Annotated in this window: 14 protein-coding genes; all 14 read right to left on the bottom strand. The window is 41.2% G+C overall.

Annotated elements, in window-relative coordinates; all coding sequences use genetic code 11:
* Positions 1-2: 2 nt before the first annotated feature.
* The 14 genes from BMX21_RS05620 to BMX21_RS05550 all read right to left on the bottom strand — a co-directional run bounded on the left by BMX21_RS05620 (position 3) and on the right by BMX21_RS05550 (position 17,819).
* On the bottom strand, positions 3-1,805 hold the full coding sequence (locus BMX21_RS05620) for an RsmB/NOP family class I SAM-dependent RNA methyltransferase (protein ID WP_092042226.1): 1,803 nt from the start codon (positions 1,803-1,805) through the stop codon (positions 3-5).
* A gap of 32 nt (positions 1,806-1,837) precedes the next feature.
* Positions 1,838-2,206 (bottom strand): metal-dependent transcriptional regulator, encoded by a 369-nt coding sequence (locus tag BMX21_RS05615; RefSeq protein ID WP_092042222.1) that lies wholly within the window; start codon positions 2,204-2,206, stop codon positions 1,838-1,840.
* Positions 2,207-2,486: 280 nt separating this feature from the next.
* Positions 2,487-4,040 (bottom strand): ribonuclease Y, encoded by a 1,554-nt coding sequence (gene rny / locus BMX21_RS05610; protein WP_022752928.1) that lies wholly within the window; start codon positions 4,038-4,040, stop codon positions 2,487-2,489.
* A gap of 229 nt (positions 4,041-4,269) precedes the next feature.
* A complete protein-coding gene (locus tag BMX21_RS05605) occupies positions 4,270-6,852 on the bottom strand; it encodes a carbohydrate-binding domain-containing protein (RefSeq protein WP_092042219.1) in 2,583 nt (860 codons plus the stop codon).
* 116 nt (positions 6,853-6,968) lie between these two features.
* Positions 6,969-7,637 carry a DUF4956 domain-containing protein gene (locus BMX21_RS05600; protein ID WP_022752926.1) on the bottom strand — a complete coding sequence of 223 codons (669 nt, stop codon included), beginning with the start codon at positions 7,635-7,637 and terminating at the stop codon, positions 6,969-6,971.
* Between the two features lie 326 nt (positions 7,638-7,963).
* Positions 7,964-8,638 carry a polyphosphate polymerase domain-containing protein gene (locus BMX21_RS05595; protein WP_092042216.1) on the bottom strand — a complete coding sequence of 225 codons (675 nt, stop codon included), beginning with the start codon at positions 8,636-8,638 and terminating at the stop codon, positions 7,964-7,966.
* 199 nt (positions 8,639-8,837) lie between these two features.
* Positions 8,838-9,446: a regulatory protein RecX gene (locus BMX21_RS05590; RefSeq protein ID WP_092042213.1), complete on the bottom strand. Its 609-nt coding sequence runs from the start codon at positions 9,444-9,446 to the stop codon at positions 8,838-8,840.
* Between the two features lie 80 nt (positions 9,447-9,526).
* Positions 9,527-10,615, bottom strand: a complete 1,089-nt coding sequence (recA, locus tag BMX21_RS05585; RefSeq protein ID WP_022752923.1) for a recombinase RecA — start codon at positions 10,613-10,615, stop codon at positions 9,527-9,529.
* A gap of 498 nt (positions 10,616-11,113) precedes the next feature.
* Positions 11,114-11,446 (bottom strand): type II toxin-antitoxin system HicB family antitoxin, encoded by a 333-nt coding sequence (locus tag BMX21_RS05580; protein ID WP_242829121.1) that lies wholly within the window; start codon positions 11,444-11,446, stop codon positions 11,114-11,116.
* 461 nt (positions 11,447-11,907) lie between these two features.
* Positions 11,908-12,327, bottom strand: coding sequence for a hypothetical protein (locus BMX21_RS05570; RefSeq protein WP_027206221.1), 420 nt, complete (start codon positions 12,325-12,327; stop codon positions 11,908-11,910).
* Positions 12,328-12,596: 269 nt separating this feature from the next.
* A complete protein-coding gene (locus BMX21_RS05565) occupies positions 12,597-14,081 on the bottom strand; it encodes a DUF1846 domain-containing protein (RefSeq protein WP_092042210.1) in 1,485 nt (494 codons plus the stop codon).
* Between the two features lie 181 nt (positions 14,082-14,262).
* Positions 14,263-14,958, bottom strand: a complete 696-nt coding sequence (locus BMX21_RS05560; RefSeq protein ID WP_177173939.1) for a FadR/GntR family transcriptional regulator — start codon at positions 14,956-14,958, stop codon at positions 14,263-14,265.
* An 84-nt stretch (positions 14,959-15,042) separates the two neighbouring features.
* Positions 15,043-16,119, bottom strand: a complete 1,077-nt coding sequence (locus tag BMX21_RS05555) for a DUF4349 domain-containing protein (protein WP_092042204.1) — start codon at positions 16,117-16,119, stop codon at positions 15,043-15,045.
* A gap of 329 nt (positions 16,120-16,448) precedes the next feature.
* Positions 16,449-17,819 carry an MATE family efflux transporter gene (locus BMX21_RS05550; RefSeq protein WP_092042202.1) on the bottom strand — a complete coding sequence of 457 codons (1,371 nt, stop codon included), beginning with the start codon at positions 17,817-17,819 and terminating at the stop codon, positions 16,449-16,451.
* Between the last annotated feature and the right edge of the window lie 37 nt (positions 17,820-17,856).

The following is a 17,856-nucleotide window of genomic DNA, read 5'->3' as shown; positions in this document are numbered from 1 at the left end:
CATCAATCTGCATAGTTGATCCTAAGCCCCTTAGGATAGTGATTTTTAAGTCTTCTTCCATCACTCTTGGCCCAGCCAAGACTGCATCCATCTGTCAGGATAAGATACCATCCATTATCAAGAGAAGCCGTAAGAGATAGTCCAGACGTGAAGTCCTTTATCTCCTTACTGTCACTTGGATAGTCATGGCTATTTTTCACATCCTCTTTTCTTAGGAAAAGAGCCAGTGAATGCGATGGTTCAAATCTGCCCTTCTTCATAGTTCCAAGATGAAGCCCAGGACGCATGACTTTGAGCCTATCGGTAGACGGCATAAGGAAAGGTGCCAGATATACATTCTCTCCGAAAGTAAAAAGAGTTCCGTAAAGTCTGTCCATGCCGGATTCGCTAAGTACATCCCCAGCGAATTCTTCCCAAAGCTTCTTGGCAAGTTCAAGATCGCTGCCGCCTTTAAGAGCCTTATTTTGCGCTCTTCCGGCATTTTTATCCATAAGTCTTCTGTCTTTGGCTTTTAGTTTCTTCTTGGGCTCCTGATCAGATCTAATTGAGTTTTTCTTGTCCATGCTATTGGAACTATAAGAATCAGCGCCTTTGCTGCTATCTGATGTGCCCTTGTCATCACAAGAGATAGTACTATCAAGAGTTTTCCTTTGCTCTATTCTTATTCCTCTTTGGAAACCGCCGGGACAGTAGGTTATTGTAGGAGCTTTCTGGTCTATATCACTAACAGACTGCTCACCATTTTCCTGACTTATATCATTAACCCTTTCAAGCACCGCAAGGAAGTGTCCTTCACCCTTAAGATGATGCGGCCAGAGCCTTATACAGTTTGCAAGCTGGTCTGCAACTTCTTTATTCAGCTTTTCTTTATTTGTTTTAACTTCATCAAGGCATCCTTCAAGGCCATAATCTTTATCATCCTGTGTGGAGGCAGCATTATCTTGAAGGTCCGGTTTAGTCCAGGTGCTCTCATCACTAGTGTCAATAAGCGCCCATGACGGATTGCCATGATCCATTCCTTCGTATAATGGAACCTCTACAACTCTAAATTCAGGGTGACGCAGCAGGAATCTGTATATAGTACCCTCATCTTCATCCGGAGCAAATGTACAGGTAGAATATACCAGCCTTCCTGATGGAGCCAGCATAGATGCTGCATTATCCAGAATCTCATCCTGCCTGTCAGCGCAGAGTCTTACATTTTCAGGAGACCAGTTAGTTACTGCATCCTCATTTTTTCTGAACATTCCTTCGCCCGAACATGGAGCATCAATAAGGATCCTGTCAAACCAGCCTTCAAATCTGGCTGAAAGATTCTGAGGAGTCTCATTAAGAACCATGGCATTGCCTATGCCCATTCTTTCGATATTCTCAGATAGGATCTTGGCTCTGCCTGCATTAATCTCATTAGAAACAAGGATACCGCTTCCCTGCATCCTGCCTGCTATCTGGGTACTCTTACCACCCGGTGCAGCGCACAGATCCAATACCCTCTGTCCAGGCTTGGGATCAAGATAGGCTACAGGCGACATCGCACTTGGTTCCTGTATATAATAAAGTCCCGCCATATGAAGTGGATGTTTGCCGGGTTCATCTTCATCATTATATACAAAGCCATTCTCTTCCCACAAAATCTTTTTGGTCTCAAAGGGAAGCTTTGAATACGCATCCTCTCTTCCACCCTGAAGTTTACAAGGGTTAATGCGAAGAGCCTTACTTCTTACACACTCAAAAGAGACCAGAAACGCATCGCATTCCTGGCCAAGCATAAATTTCATTCTGTTTGTGAACTTACTTGGGAGCATTTATTTCCTTCCGCAATAAGCCGTTATTGCGCTTATTTACTATTCTCCTTAAGGTACTTCTTAATGCCGGCAAAAGTGCTGACACTAATAATATGTTCAATCCTGCAAGCATCTGTCTCTGCCGTCTGCTCATCAACTCCGGCTGTAAGCATCAGAAACTTTGTAAGATTGGTATGTCTGTCATATACGCTCTTGGCCTTTTCAAGTCCAAGCTTCGTAAGTACAAGCTCGCCATCCTCTTCCACAGTAATATATCCATCTTCTTTCAAAATACCGACAGCTCTGGATACACTGGGTCTGGAAAAGTTAAGCTCATTGGCAACATCTACAGAACGTACACTACCATTTTTCTTCCTGAGAATATAAATGGTTTCAAGATAATCTTCACCTGATTCGTGCATAGGGTAAAGCCTCCTGTCTTTTAAAATAAGTGAATTAATCAACAAAAATATGTTAGCATATACTAACGAACTTCACAAGAGCATAACAGTTTTCTAATTGTAAAACATTTATAAACACAGTGCAATAAAAATAAAAGAAAAAACAAAATTTATACCATTCTTCCAACCATTTTATCAAGCTCATAAAGTGTCCTTTTTATTGATTAATTCAAAAAGAGCCGAAGTAACTTCGACTCTTTTATAGTTTTCAATATTTGGTTTTAATGCAACTTCGCAAGTATTATTTTGCGAAATCTGTTGCTCTGCTCTCGCGGATGACATTAACTTTAATCTGTCCGGGATATTCCATCTCAGCTTCAATCTTCTGAGATATATCATGTGCCAGAATAACCATATCGGCATCTGTAACCTGATCCGGAACAACCATAACACGAACTTCACGTCCGGCCTGAATAGCATAAGAGCTTTCAACGCCCTTGAAGCTGTTAGTGATATCTTCAAGCTGTTTAAGTCTTGTTGTATATGTCTCCAGCGTCTCTCTTCTTGCACCTGGACGAGCTGCTGATATAGCATCTGCTGCCTGTACCAGAACTGCGATCAGAGACTGAGGTTCAACATCACCATGATGTGCCTCTACAGCATTGGTGATCAGAGCTGACTCCTTGTACTTGCGACAGATATCTGCACCCAGCTGTACATGTGAACCTTCCATCTCATGGTCAACGGCTTTACCGATATCATGAAGAAGTCCGGCTCTCTTAGCGATACGGATGTCAAGACCAAGCTCGCCTGCCATCAGTCCGCAAAGCTGAGATACTTCAATCGAGTGTTTAAGAACATTCTGGCCATAACTTGTACGGAATTTAAGTCTTCCGAGAAGCTTGATGATCTCAGGATGAAGTCCGTGAACTCCAGCTTCCATAGATGCTGCTTCACCTTCTTCTTTGATCTGAGTGGCAACTTCCTTCTTAGCCTTCTCAACCATCTCCTCAATTCTTGCAGGATGGATACGACCGTCTACGATGAGCTTCTCAAGAGCAACTCTCGCAACTTCACGACGGATCGGATCAAAGCCGGATATAACGACAGCTTCCGGTGTATCATCTATGATAAGATCTACACCTGTCATTGTCTCGAGTGTACGTATGTTACGACCCTCACGTCCGATAATACGTCCTTTCATCTCGTCACTAGGAAGCTGAACAACTGAAATAGTAGATTCAGAGACATGATCTGCAGCGCATCTTTGGATAGCTCCTATCACAATCTCCTTAGCCCTCTTATCAGCTTCTTCCTTAGCCTCGGCTTCGATGTTCTTGATCATGACTGCCGATTCATGCTTGACATCATCTTCAACGATCTTGAGCAAGTACTCTTTAGCCTGATCAGCTGTAAGTCCTGAGATCTTCTCAAGTTCCTTACGTCTCTCCTCATCAAGCTTCTGAATCTCCGCGGTCTTCTTGTTAAGATTTTCCTCACGGGCACTCAGACTCTGCTCTCTTCTTTCAATCGCCTCTGATCTCTTCTCGACATTTTCCTCTTTCTGCTGTATACGTCTCTCAGAGCGCTGAATTTCGGCTCTGCGGTCACGAACTTCTTTTTCCAGGTCATTCTTAGTCTTCAGAGACTCTTCCTTTACCTCAAGGAGTTTTTCACGTTTCGTATCTTCTGCAGATTTGAGGGCATCGTCAATGATCTTTCTTGCTCTTTCTTCAGCACTGCCGATCTTGGCCGCATCATTTTTCTTATGACGGGCATTGTTAACATTAACGGTAATGATGACAGAAAGTGCAGCTACTACTACTGCTATAATTACAGCCATAGTAATACTCATTACAGGAGCACCTCCTTATTCAGTTTTCATTGTACAATATTTTGTATATCATGCCCAAAATCAGCATTTGTTTATACAATTTTACAACACTTTTAGTTTACCCCTGTAAAGGCTCTCTGTCAAGGCTACCATGATACTTCCAAGGCTATAAAAAGAGCTGTATTCTGGTTTTTACAAAATACAGCTCTTTTGTCTTTACTTATTTTGCGAAAGTCATTTATAAATAGCCTTAATTATCGCTTTGAGATTCGCCTGAGCTTTGCTGGGTTCCCATCTGTCCGCCGTTTCGAGAGCCCATTCCGCCTCCCATGGGAGCGCCCATGGATGATCCTGTAGAAGATGCATCCCCAGAACATACTGAATCAAGTGTTATCTCTTGTGTCTCTTCATTAACCGTAACAGTATAGGTCTCCCCAATGGTAAGCTGTTCACTACTGAATATCACTGCATTACCGCTCTTTGCAGCTGTGTATTCGTAGATCACAGTGCCTTCTGCATCTGTTATCGTTATAGTATCTCCTGATTCATAGCCGTTTTCGATAGTAACTATAAATGAATTCTGCTCAGAGTTATCTGAGAATGCTTCTATCATTCCGGTGCTTCCAAGAGCTATAACTGTTCCGCCATTGACGATCAGTTCGCCGCCGCTCTCAGTTCCGGAATCAAGTGCTGCATTGCCGCCATTCTCAGGTCCGTCTACGATCACGTTGCCGCCATAGATGATAAGGTCTCCGTTGGAATCAAGACCATCGCCTGCTGCATTGACATATATATTGCCACCATAGATCGCCAGACACTGGATCTGAGTAGTAGTTGTTGTAGTATTAGTAGTATCAGCGTCACTGCTACCAGCTGCTTCTTCAGTATTTCCACTAGGCATTGCACCTTCTGGCATATTCTGATCAGTTGTAGCATCTGTACCCTGTGATGCATTCTGGTCAGTTGTAGCATCTGCACCCTGTGATGCATTCTGGTCAGTTGCACCATCTGCATCCTGTTCTGTTGAAGTATCTGCATCCTGCGATACATTCTGATCTGTTGTAACATCTGTGCTCTGAGACCCATTCTGCATAGCTGTTCCATCTGTATTAGGGGCCATCTGAGCACCGGAACCTGCGTTCATGCCACGGCCACCCATGCCGCCCATGCCTGCACCGCCCATCATCATAGTCGATGTATCAGAGCCGCCTCCGGCGTTCATACCATCATCAGTAGCTGTTACACTTACGTCACCGTCGTAGATATAGATATAATAACCTTCTATGCCTTCATAGCTTGTCTCTATTACTATAGTACCGTTTTCAATATCTACCTGATTCTCTGCATGTATGCCATCATCACCTGTAGATATAGTGATATCGCCATCGGATATGAGAACATCTCCATCACTGTGGATTGCATCATCACTACTGTTAATAGTAAAGGTTCCACCGGATATAGTGATGCTATTGCCGGCTTTGATACCTTTATAGCTATCTGATTCTTCTGTTGTATCATCACTTGTAGTGTCTGAATCTGTTGTTTCTGTATCCGCTGTTTCTATATCTGCTGAATTTGTATCTGTACCTGCTGTATCTGCCACTTCCGAGGTACCTGGTTCAATCGCCGCATCTGCGCCAGATGATCCATCGCCTTCTCCTGCGGCATCTTCACCACTCATATCAAGTGTATCACCACCTGCCTGCGGCATCTCGACGCTCATATCAGGTGCATCACCGCCTGCCTGCGGCATTTCACCGCTCATATCAGGTGCTTCTCCGCCTGCCTGCGGCATCTCACCGCTCATATCAGACATCTCGTCTTCTGTTACTTCACTATCTGCATCTTCAGTATCTTCATCAGATGACCAACTTCCGGCATTCTGCATCTGTCCATCTGTACTGCCCATACCTTGCATCTGGCCTCTCATGCCGCCCATTGCCATCTCATCAGTATGCGAAGCCCCATTTTCATATCCGCCGCCGGTTGTAATATCGAAGCTTCCGCCGGATATATTTACATCCGTAACTGCAGATATTCCGTCATGATCAGCTACTATCGTGAAGTCGCCGCCTGTTATAGTCACATATCCCTTGTCTTCATCCGAAGTGTTATTGGCTTTAATGCCATCATTACCCGATGTCAGATTGAAGGTACCATCACATATACGAACCGAGTCTTTGCCAAGAAGTGCATTGTCATCTGCTGTAACAGTGATCGATCCTCCTGTTATTACCAGATCATCCTTACTCTTTATACCATGACCGCCTTCTGCAGCTACAGTAAGAGAACCTGATCCATTTATTGTAAGATCACAAGAAGCGAATATCGCCGCATCTACGTCTGCTGCTATTGCAGCTTCTGAGCTAAGATCATACGATGACACTACATTATCTGACCCTTCTTCAAGTGTTATGAATACCTTGTCAGCTGCCGCTACATATATTCCCGGCAGAGAGTCATTGGTTATAGTAGCGCCGTCAAGAACAATCTGAACCTTGGCATCTGATGCATTTACGATCACCTGCTGATTCTCAAGTTCTCCGCTAAGTACATAGGTACCAGCTGTAACTATATACAGATCTCCATCAAGCTCATATGCACCGCCGCTTGTATATCCATCAATATCACTAAGGTCTATATATACAGCTGTCGCTTCCGTATAGGACGGATCAAGATCTCTATCTGAAAAAATACCCTCTTCATCTGCCGACACATCAGAAGTAACTACGCTTACGCCCAATCTCTCGGCATTCATAAATAAGGCAGTCAGAAGAACAGTCAGGATAGTAATTATGATACAAATCAAATTTGTATGTTTACTAAAAGACATAATTTTCCAGCTCCTATCTGTTTTGATTCTAAACTTATGTTTCAATTAATATCGGCAATAGAGGCACCTCTAAATCGGATATAATAACTCTATTGCCGCTATATTTTGATTTTTTATTACTGATACTCGCCGTTATAGCTTACAAGTACTGCACTTTCTACATGAGGCTTATCGCTAAGAGCTGTTACAAAAGCTGTATCCTCAGAATTGAGCCTTACTTCATATGTAAGTTCGATATTGCCCTTACGAGCTGTCTTACCCTTTAAGATAAGCTTATCTGCATTAGACTTGATATATTCCATAACATTTTTTTCGGCGATAGCATCATCAAGAGTAACCACTATGATATAAGGTTTTACATAAGTCTTACGATTTACAAAAAGTACAAGGATAAGGCCGATGATAAGACTTCCAAATACTGCAAGTGGAATCATTCCTGCTGCAAGTACGATACCTACTGCTATAGACCAGAACAAAAATGCTATATCAAGCGGATCCTTGATCGCAGTCCTGAAACGAACGATAGATAACGCACCGACCATACCTAGTGAAAGAACTACATTAGATGTTACTGCCAGAATTACAAGTGTTGAGATCATTGTAAGTGCTATAAGAGTTACGCCAAAGCTTGGAGAGTACATAACCCCCTGGAATGTCTTTTTGTAGATAAAAAAGATAAATACGCCAATTCCAAATGCCAGAACCAGGGCGATTACCATATCCAAGATACTTACCGATGTTACATTTTCCAAAAAGCTTGATTTAAAGATATCACTGAATGTCATTTTACTATCTCCTTTGATTCATGAATTATTCGATGTTATGAGGTAGGTGTCAAAAGTTCCTTTTGACACCATATGACTACCGGATTGTTCCGTTTCTTCGAAACTCTCACATCTACGTTCCACTCCGGTCGGCGCAAAGCAGACATCCCCCGGATGTCTTGCGCCCTCAAACATTCGCAAATCCGCACTACGTGCTACTTTGCTCATGTTTGGCGGGTCATAAATTCATATTCGATTTCGAGCAAGCTCGAATCGAAATGACTTTTGACCCTTACGTCATGTTATTACACACTACTAAAAATATACTTTCAGGCTTTCAAACTGCATTATTCAAAAACCCTGCATATAGCATATTTTGAAAATGCTGTAGCTCTTGTATCTTCAACCTGAACTATCTGCCTTACTATGTCAGGAAGAAAATTGTCCCATTTTACTTCCAGTATTATCACATCAGGTGCAACAGGGATTGTCACACAATCCGGATTTAGAAAATCCGTACAGCGAAGGCCGCTCCTAATATGATGATCAAGTGTCACCCGAACGTTACCTGCCGGATATGTGAATGGATCTCTTGTATAATCAACTATTGTCTTGGGTCTTAGTCCGTCATTTTTCATACCGCGATATAGTTCTCTTACAAGCGGATGATCATGATCTTTCATCCATTCAAAATCGTTATTAACAATCCTTTGGCATTCATTGGAAGTAAGTGATGCCGATTGCTTAAATCCGATATCTACGCGTTTGCTTTTTTTCTCAAGATGAATGACTGATGTATTGTTATTGTAGAAACGGATACGATATTTATCTCTGTCTCTAACGCCATCGAGCTTCTCTTTCAAAGCTCTGTCATCATACGAGTCAAAGTACAGACTCCTTATCATATAGCAGCCCGTAGGCCCTACATGTTTGTCCTGTTTTAGAACGGCTCTGAGTCTTTGCCTTAGGACGTAGTAATCAGTCAAGCTGATACTGTGTTTGATTTCATGTCTACCTTGCATATACTCGCTCTCCTTTGAACACGATTATATGGGCCTTTCCTAAATCGAACTTAAATCAAATCTTAAACAATAATTATTAATCAGCTATTCACCATAGCGGTACAGCATCATCAAAGCGGGATGTTTATATTACCTGCACCAGCACAAGATCTCAAAAAGCCCCTTGGCTTGATGCCAAGGGGCTTTTTGCATATCTATCTTAATCCATATCCATAGCTTTGTAGATCAGTTCTGTGCTGTATCCTTTTCGGTACAAGAAAGCCATGATCTTTTGTTTATCTTTATAATCCATCGAAGGAGAATAGTGTTTCTTGATAAGAAGATGACGGATCTGCTCAAGTTCTATATCTTCATCTTCTGTGTCGTATTCCTCTTCCATTACTTCGGCTATCAGATCTCTATTAATTCCTTTTTGAATAAGATCCTGCTCTATACGTTTACGGCTTCGGGATTCCTTATAATATCTTGCATAATCAGAGGCATATCTTCTATCATCCAGATACTTGTAACTCTTAACATAATCAATGGCATCTTCTATACACGAATCAGGATAGCCTCCGTCACCCAGTTTCTCTCTAAGCTTATATTCAGTATAGTCGCGCTTTTGCAAAAGGTTCATAGCTCTAAGGATTGCCCTTTTTCCAAGGACTTCCCTTACAATAACGTCATAAGTTATCTGGTCTATCTCCTTATCCTGCTCAAGCTTATACTTACGGATCTCTCCTTTATACAGGAGAAAGGCTTTCTCTCCGTCTATATATATCTGGCTTCTTTTCTTGTCATATTCTTTGATAGAAGTGATGATCATAATAACCTCATGCCTCGAATTTAAAAGTAGCGACCCGGATCTATGTCACGGACCGCCACTGTAAATTTTGAATACTCTGTTTAAGCTTCTGCCTTCTTCTTAGAACTCTTCTTGGCAGTCTCATCAGCTTCAGCTTCTGTAGCCTTAGCAGCCTGTGCCTTAGAGAACTCATCTAAAGGAAGGTTATAGAACTCGCGAACCCTGCCTTCGATCTCAGCCATGATCTCAGGATGCTCTTCAAGGTAAGCCTTGGCATTCTCACGGCCCTGACCTATCTTCTCGCCATTGTACTGATACCATGCACCTGACTTGTTGACAATATCGATATTAGCAGCAAGATCAAGGATATCACCGGACTGAGATATTCCCTTACCGAACATGATATCGAACTCAGCTGTCTTGAATGGCGGAGCGATCTTGTTCTTAACGACCTTGACCTTAGTGTGGTTACCTACAACTTCACCGCCAACCTTGATAGAATCTGTACGGCGTACATCAAGACGTACTGATGAATAGAACTTAAGAGCTCTACCACCTGTAGTAGTCTCAGGATTACCAAACATGATACCAACCTTCTCACGAAGCTGGTTGATGAATACTACTGTACAGTTAGACTTGCTGATAACAGCTGTAAGCTTACGAAGAGCCTGAGACATAAGCCTTGCCTGAAGACCTACATGTGAATCACCCATCTCACCGTCAATCTCCGCCTTAGGTACAAGTGCTGCAACAGAGTCAACTACTACAATATCAATGGCTCCGGAACGAACCATAGTCTCTGTGATCTCAAGAGCCTGCTCACCACTGTCAGGCTGAGAAATATAAAGATTGTCTATATCTACTCCGATATTCCTTGCATATACAGGATCAAGAGCGTGCTCGGCATCGATGAAGCCTGCAATACCGCCTCTCTTCTGAATCTCTGCAATCATATGAAGTGTAACTGTTGTCTTACCTGAAGATTCCGGTCCGTATATCTCTACGATACGTCCTTTAGGAATTCCTCCAAGTCCAAGTGCAATATCAAGACTAAGGGAACCTGTAGGTGTTGTCTCAACACTCATCTGATTAGTAGGGTCACCCAGTTTCATAACTGCGCCTTTACCATATTGCTTTTCAATCTGTCCAAGGGCAGCCTCAAGTGCTTTTTGTTTTTCTTCTCTTTCCATGTTTTCCTTTCCTGCGCAGATGCGCACGACCCCTCGTAAAAAGAGATCTCTCCTCTCCGGCAGATATTTTAATATTTTGAAAAAAATATAGGATGTACTTCTATGTACAGGATCAAAAAACGCATCCTATACATATTTAGAATTGCATGACTGTAATTCTATGTACTAATGATATAACTAATGAAATCCAGTGATAATGCGATAAAATCATCTCCCGCCACATTGATCACATGATTTATTTTAGGGTATATCCTGCCGGTTGTCAATAATTTTAGCATTTTTTATGCTAAACATTTAATCTTAAATGCTGAAATGTCTGGCAGATATGCCTCAGATATTTTCAGAACTTTAAGAACACTAAAATGTTAGCATGAAAGAGACTTGTTTGCAACTTCTAAAAAACGGCAATCAAATATCGTTTTTGCGCTATCTGATCGCCGCTTTTATTTATATTAATCGTCATACTTCTGATGTTTTATTATAACATCGCCAAATCGTTTAGCCTTCAAGAACATTCAGCTCATCATCAATAGCTCTTGAAACAAACTGATTTATAGTGATTCCTTCATTAGCAGCATACAATGCAATTTTCTTATGCTGCTCTGGTTTAATTCTTACATTGAAAGTCCCTTTATATTCACGTTCAGGTTCTTTTCCAATCTTTTGACAGTAATCAAGATAATTATCTATACAGTCATGCATGGACTGAGTAAGCTCTTTTACTGACTCTCCATGAAAATTTAAAGAGTCATTTATTCCAAGAACGTGTCCAATAAAAATCTGATCTTCCTGATCAAATTCTACCTTTGCGTGATATCCATTATATTCCATCAACGAACTTATCATCCAATCTCACCTACTTCCTTTAAAAACGCTATAATCATCTTTACATGATACCTGTATAGCTCATTGCCTGGGTGTGGTCCATCAAATTGAATGATGCGTTTGGTTTCAATATGATAGTAACCTATTCCAGATCCTCTTCCACCCTCAAACTTTTCACAACCGCACTATTTCATGAGTGTATCAAGTTCCCTGATTGTAAAACTTGTTGGTGCAGGTTTTGATAACAATTTTTCTAGTAATTTGGATTTTTTTTGGCACAGCAATTCCTCTTGCAACTATTTTATAGTTACAATATAGCATTTTGCAGTACACATTTCAATTGGACTAGCTGTATAAGTTTTAGCATATCTTAATCAAAAAGAAACTTCATCCGACATAGCTTCCACTACATCAAACAAAGTTTCGTTATCCTATTACTATCACCAGTTTATAATATTGCAAAAGCTTTACACCTGGAACATCAAAAGAGACAACTTACCAAGTATAAGTTCTCTTATCACAAGCCCCTTATCCATCTTATCCTGTGAAGATAACTTCACAAGCTTATCTATAGGATATATTTTTTCAGTATACTTATCTTCCACCCCATCAACGTGAGGCCTGCTCAGAACCGAGCACCTAAGCCTAATTCGGAGCTGTCTGCAGACTCTATAGTCGAATCCCTCATCAGTCATGAAATAAAAGTGGCTTTCAAGCGTTGCGTTCTTATCAATATCCTTAGCTATATACTTTTCAATTATAGTTTTGAATTTGAAAGGTACAAAACCTGAAGTCATAAGCTCATCATAGCTGTATCTGGCTCCGATATAGTACTTCTCAAAATCCTGCATTATATATTTAAAGTCTTCTTCATTATGTACCAGCATATTCCAACCTCAAATACATCTAAATCTTGCAGATTCCTGGGGCTGGCAGTTTATAAATGATTTTAGTGTCTTCAAAAGTATTATCAAATTCAAGAGTTTGATAGATGGGTTTTTATATTCTGTTTGGGATCCACATGTTTGAGCGAAGCGAGTTTGGATCCCAGAATATAAAAGCACATATATCAAGCCTTGAATTTTAATACTTTTGAGACACTAAAATCATTTATAAACTGTCAGTCCCAGGAATCCCCCAAGACTAGCTATTTCATTTATTTATGATAGAGCTTCTGGCTCTCGTAATGCGCTTCGCATGTAAGGTTCACACCAAGCTTCTTGAATACAGTCTCATCAACCTGTGACAGGATAACTGAGCTGTGTGCTTCGCATCCCTTAAGATCCGGGATATGCTCAAGAGCTTTTCTTGCATTCTCATTATTAACAGCTGTCACTGACAGCGCGATAAGAATCTCATTAAGGTGAAGAAGTGAAGAATGATCTCCAAGGCAGTCACTCTTGAGCTTCATGATAGGCTCGATGAAATCCGGCGGGATCAGTTCTACACTGTCTTCTATTCCTGCCAGCTCTTTAAGCGCATTGATAAGAAGAGCTGAAGATGCTCCAAGTAGAACAGATGTCTTACCAGTAAGGATCTTGCCATTAGGAAGTTCCATAGCTGCTGCCGGGCCGCCGGTCTGCTCTGCTTTAAGATTAGCTGCTGCAACAACAGGTCTGTCAGCAGGTGAGATTCCTGCCTTATTCATAAGAAGCTCTATGATGCGGACAGGTTCCATTCCGGCATTACCTTTACGATATTCGCAAAGAGCCTGATAGTATCTTCTGATGATCTCCTGATTAGCAGCTGCTGATACAGCCTCATCATCAAAGATGCACTTGCCTGCCATATTTACTCCCATGTCTGTAGGAGACTTGTATGGTGAACTTCCGGAGATCTTCTCAAACATAGCATTAAGTACAGGGAATACCTCTATGTCACGATTGTAGTTAACTGTAGTCTCACCATAAGCTTCAAGATGGAAAGGATCTATCATGTTAACATCATCAAGGTCAGCTGTTGCTGCCTCATATGCAAGGTTTACAGGGTGATTAAGAGCAAGATTCCAGATAGGGAATGTCTCGAACTTGGCATATCCGGCCTTCACACCTCTCTTGTTCTCATGATAGAGCTGTGACAGGCATGTAGCCATCTTGCCGCTTCCTGGTCCCGGAGCTGTGATGACAACAAGTGGATGAGTTGTTTCGATATAATCGTTTCTACCAAAACCTTCGTCACTAACGATAAGTGATATATCAGAAGGATAATTCTCAATAGGATAGTGTCTGTATACTTTAAGACCAAGTGCTTTGAGTTTTTTCTCATAAGCTATGGCAGAAGGCTGCTCTGCAAATCTTGTAAGAACAACAGATCCAACATACAGACCTTCCTCGCGGAATGCATCAGCAAGTCTTAAAAGGTCCATATCATAAGTGATACCAAGATCGCCTCTTACTTTGTTCTTCTCGATATCTGCAGCGTTGATAGCAATAACGATCTCAGCCTGATCCTTAAGTTCTTTTAACATAGTGATCTTACTGTCAGGATGAAAGCCGGGAAGTACTCTGGAAGCGTGGAAATCATCAAAAAGCTTACCACCAAATTCCATATAAAGCTTGCCGCCAAACTCGCTTATACGCTTGCGAATCTGCTCACTCTGCATTTTAAGATACTTGTCATTGTCAAAACCTATCTTGTTCATATAAGAATCTCCTACCTGTTTAGTTGTACCAATACCTACGGAATAACTTTTTATACACATATGATGTGTTGTGAAAAAATAAGAAGTCAGCTATTACATAACTATGCAATACAAGAACACATTTTAACGCTAAAATAAAATGCATTTCAAGTACTTTTTTACGTCACTTTATGCATGATGGTCACAGATCTTTATAGATACTATAATCTCCGCTAATAGTCTCAGTTGTGGATTTTGATAGCTGTTTAAAGACTCCCTCAAAATCCCTTTGTCTGATATGAAAATAGACCTGGGCAAGGCTCTTATAAAGTTGTGATATGCCAAAATTATTAACATACCTTTGCCAAAGCTTAATCGTAGATGTTTTAAAACCAAGTGTAGTCATTGGGATTATTGAATTGCCGCTTAGAACTGCCAGCTTGTGATAATACTCGTAGGTACATAAAGCCGCTTCCTCTGCAGAACCTGAATCCAGCACTTTATCAAGCATATGGCCAAGGTCTGCTATCTCTTGGTCACTGGCAGTCTCGATGACACGCTTACAGGCAAGTAGTTCCATAGCCCATCTGAATTCAAGAAGCGATCGGATCTCCTGGGGCTGAAGTTCGAACTGCACATTCATAAGAGCCTCAAGGGTATAGATATTGCCATTATGTCTAAAATCATTGACAAAGACTCCCTGCCGCGGCACTACGACAAGAAGTCCTCTTCTTTCAAGTTCTTTTATTATATCCGAACAAAGCTTTCTACTGATGCCCATACTTTGAGCCAGCTCCCTTTCAGGAGGGAGCTGGTCATCAGGCTTGAGCTGGCCTGTTAGTATCATTTCGGTAATGCGAGCTGTAACAATGTCACGGGACGATCTTTTCTCTTCCATCTGTCGCCTTTCCTCTGTATCAATCTGCATTCCAAATCAAGAATATCTTTCTACTAAGAACAACTAAATCGCTTATTCTTATCTTTATTTCTTATCCTTCTGACCATCGCTGTCATTCTGGTAATTGTCACCTTCCTGACTATTAACCGCGTCAATAGGATCGATTATATCTTTGCGACTAAAAACTCCCGATCTCTTCTTGGACTTATTCTCTTTAGATGACTTCATACTTTTTTTAGCGATAAGTACTATAACAATGATTATAGCTGCAAGAAGTATAAGCTGTGGAATGTTGACAACGATGATTATGAACAGCTCAACGAGGAAGTTACCTGTTCCTTTAAGGCTTGACATAAAGCCGTCGCCTATCCTCTGGAAAACAGTCTTCTTCTCAGTAATAGTGAGATTATCAGGCTCAACTTCTTTAATGCTTATATTGATAGTGCTGTAATCAATCTTGTTATCATATACACGGAGCTGGGATTTGATGGAATCAATCTGGTACTGAACATCTGTTAGCTCAGTCTGGATAGTGATGATATCTTCCATGTTCTCAGCCTTCTCCATAAGCTTTTCAAGAGCCTCTTTCTCTGTCTCAAGCGCCTCCTGATGAGCTACTATATCAGTATATGTAAGAGTTACATCTTCTACGTTCTTGCTCTTATATGTGATATTGGTCTTAGAATCAACATCTGTAAGGAATCCTTCAAGCTTCTGCTCAGGTATACGGATTACATAGTCTGCAGTATGAAGATCCACATATCTGTCACTATAGTAATAACTGCCACTTACAGATATGCTGCTGCTCTCAACGTATCCGCCAAGCTCCAGAGTCCTTGCTTCTATCCAGGATATAGTCTCATCAAAGCTTAATGTCTCAGAATTGATATTGACTGTAGTGATAAGCTTCCTGTCAGTAGCCTGCGATGACTCATCTACTTCCACATCAGTTTCTGCTTCTACATCGCCTTCAGCTCCGCCATCAGCATAGTCTTCTGACATTGCAACTTCATAATTAGCATTCTCCGTCGCATAGTAGGCATCGCCCCCTGCGGACTTTGCATTATAGGACGAGCTGTCTGATGAGCTTCCGCAGCCCGATAACAGCAGTGAAAACGATAATGCCACTGTTCCGATAAAGCTTAAACTTTTTTTCTTCATAATAATCCTCCTCACCCTATGGGTAAACTTTTTTCAACACGTTACGATAAACGGCCTGTTAACTCTTTAATCTAAGCTGCTGAACTTATCAGTATAACCTTGCAACCTGCAAACAGGACATTTATATTATTAAGCCCTTACATACAGTAAGACGGAGCGTCATATATAAACGTCACAACTTTTTTATTATTTGGAAAAAATTTTCAAGGTCCAAGATTTGCAGATAAAAAAGTCCCCAAAAACAACTACAGTTATACTGCGGCTATCGAAACGTACATCTCCTTTTTTATAGCACCCCCTATACGCTATATCATTATCATTATATCAGTTTATCGCGCTTTGATAACATCTTTTTTCCAAAGGCCTGTCAGATATAAGGCAAAGAGGATAACTGCCGAGCTTGCATTGGATATAACTACAGAGTACCATACAGACTCAACGCCCATGTCAAACACATGCTGACAGATAAAAAGTGTTGCAAATCTAAATATCCACAACCTTGATGCATCTACTATCATAGTCACAAGAGTATGACCACTTCCTTGGAAAAGTCCCATAGTCACATTATAAAAAGCATTGGTAAAACACCAGAAAGCCATCAGACACAAAAAGTCTGTAGCAAGAGCTACAACCTGGTCATCTGATGTAAGAGTTCTGACCATAAACTCAGCTATAGGGCGCCTTGAAAGGATAAGTCCTGCAATAAGCAGATATACAAAAGCCATCTTAAGAGCTATCCTAAAGCCACTGTCAGCCCTCTTTTTGTCACCTGCTCCTATATTGAGACCTACTATGGTACTGATAGCTGAGCCTATTCCGTTATTAGGAAGAGTTATTATGGAGTTGATCTTATTGCCTATACCATAAGCCGTCGTTGCAATCATGCCATAGGCCTGTACACTTCTACTCATAAGTAGGAAGCCAAACTGCATAGTGCTGTGGCCTATCGCTGTAGGAAGACCTATCCTCACTATGCTAAGGAGCTTTTCTTTCTGGAATCTAAATCCCTTAAAATGAAGAGTGATGACCTGTCCTTCTCTTGTAAGAGTATATAGAGCTATAAGTGCTCCCGGAAGCTTTGCAAAAAGGGTTGCAAAAGCAGCACCTGCGATACCAAAATGAAGGACTACCATAAGAAGCGGGTCCATTATAAGATTGACCACCGCTCCTATAAGATTTAAAAGCATAGGGCGCACAGAATCGCCCTGAGCCTGATGCACCGACGAATAGATATTGATCATGTACAAAAGAGGCATATCCAGAATGACGATCCTGATATAAATAAGTGAATAGTCATATTGAAGCCCTGTAGCACCAAGCCATCCCACAAGAGGCGGAGATATGATAAAACATAATATCGCGCATATTACCGAGAAAATAAGTGTCGAAATGCAGACATGATCCGCCATATTCGAAGCTTCCCTGTCATTGTGCGCACCAAGGTACTGAGCTATAAGTATAGAACCTGCCACGGTGATACCGGATCCAAAATTCTGTAATATAGACTGAAAAGGCGATACAAGCGTGATCGCAGACTGGTACTCTGTTCCCAGAACTCCCAGCCAGTATGTATCTGTCAGATTATAAAGAGACTGAATAAAACTGTTGATCATTACAGGCACTGCCAGCATCAGCACAGCCTGATATATATTACCGTTTAAAACTATATTTCTTTTGTCTTCACTTAACTTTTTTGCCAAAACTATCTTTCCTTACCTAAGCCTGTATTTTCCATTA

The organism is Butyrivibrio sp. TB, from assembly GCF_900110805.1.
Lineage (GTDB): Bacteria > Bacillota > Clostridia > Lachnospirales > Lachnospiraceae > Butyrivibrio > Butyrivibrio fibrisolvens_C.
The sequence above is the reverse complement of the archived record's forward strand: the minus strand, read 5'-3'. Positions and strand labels throughout refer to the sequence as shown.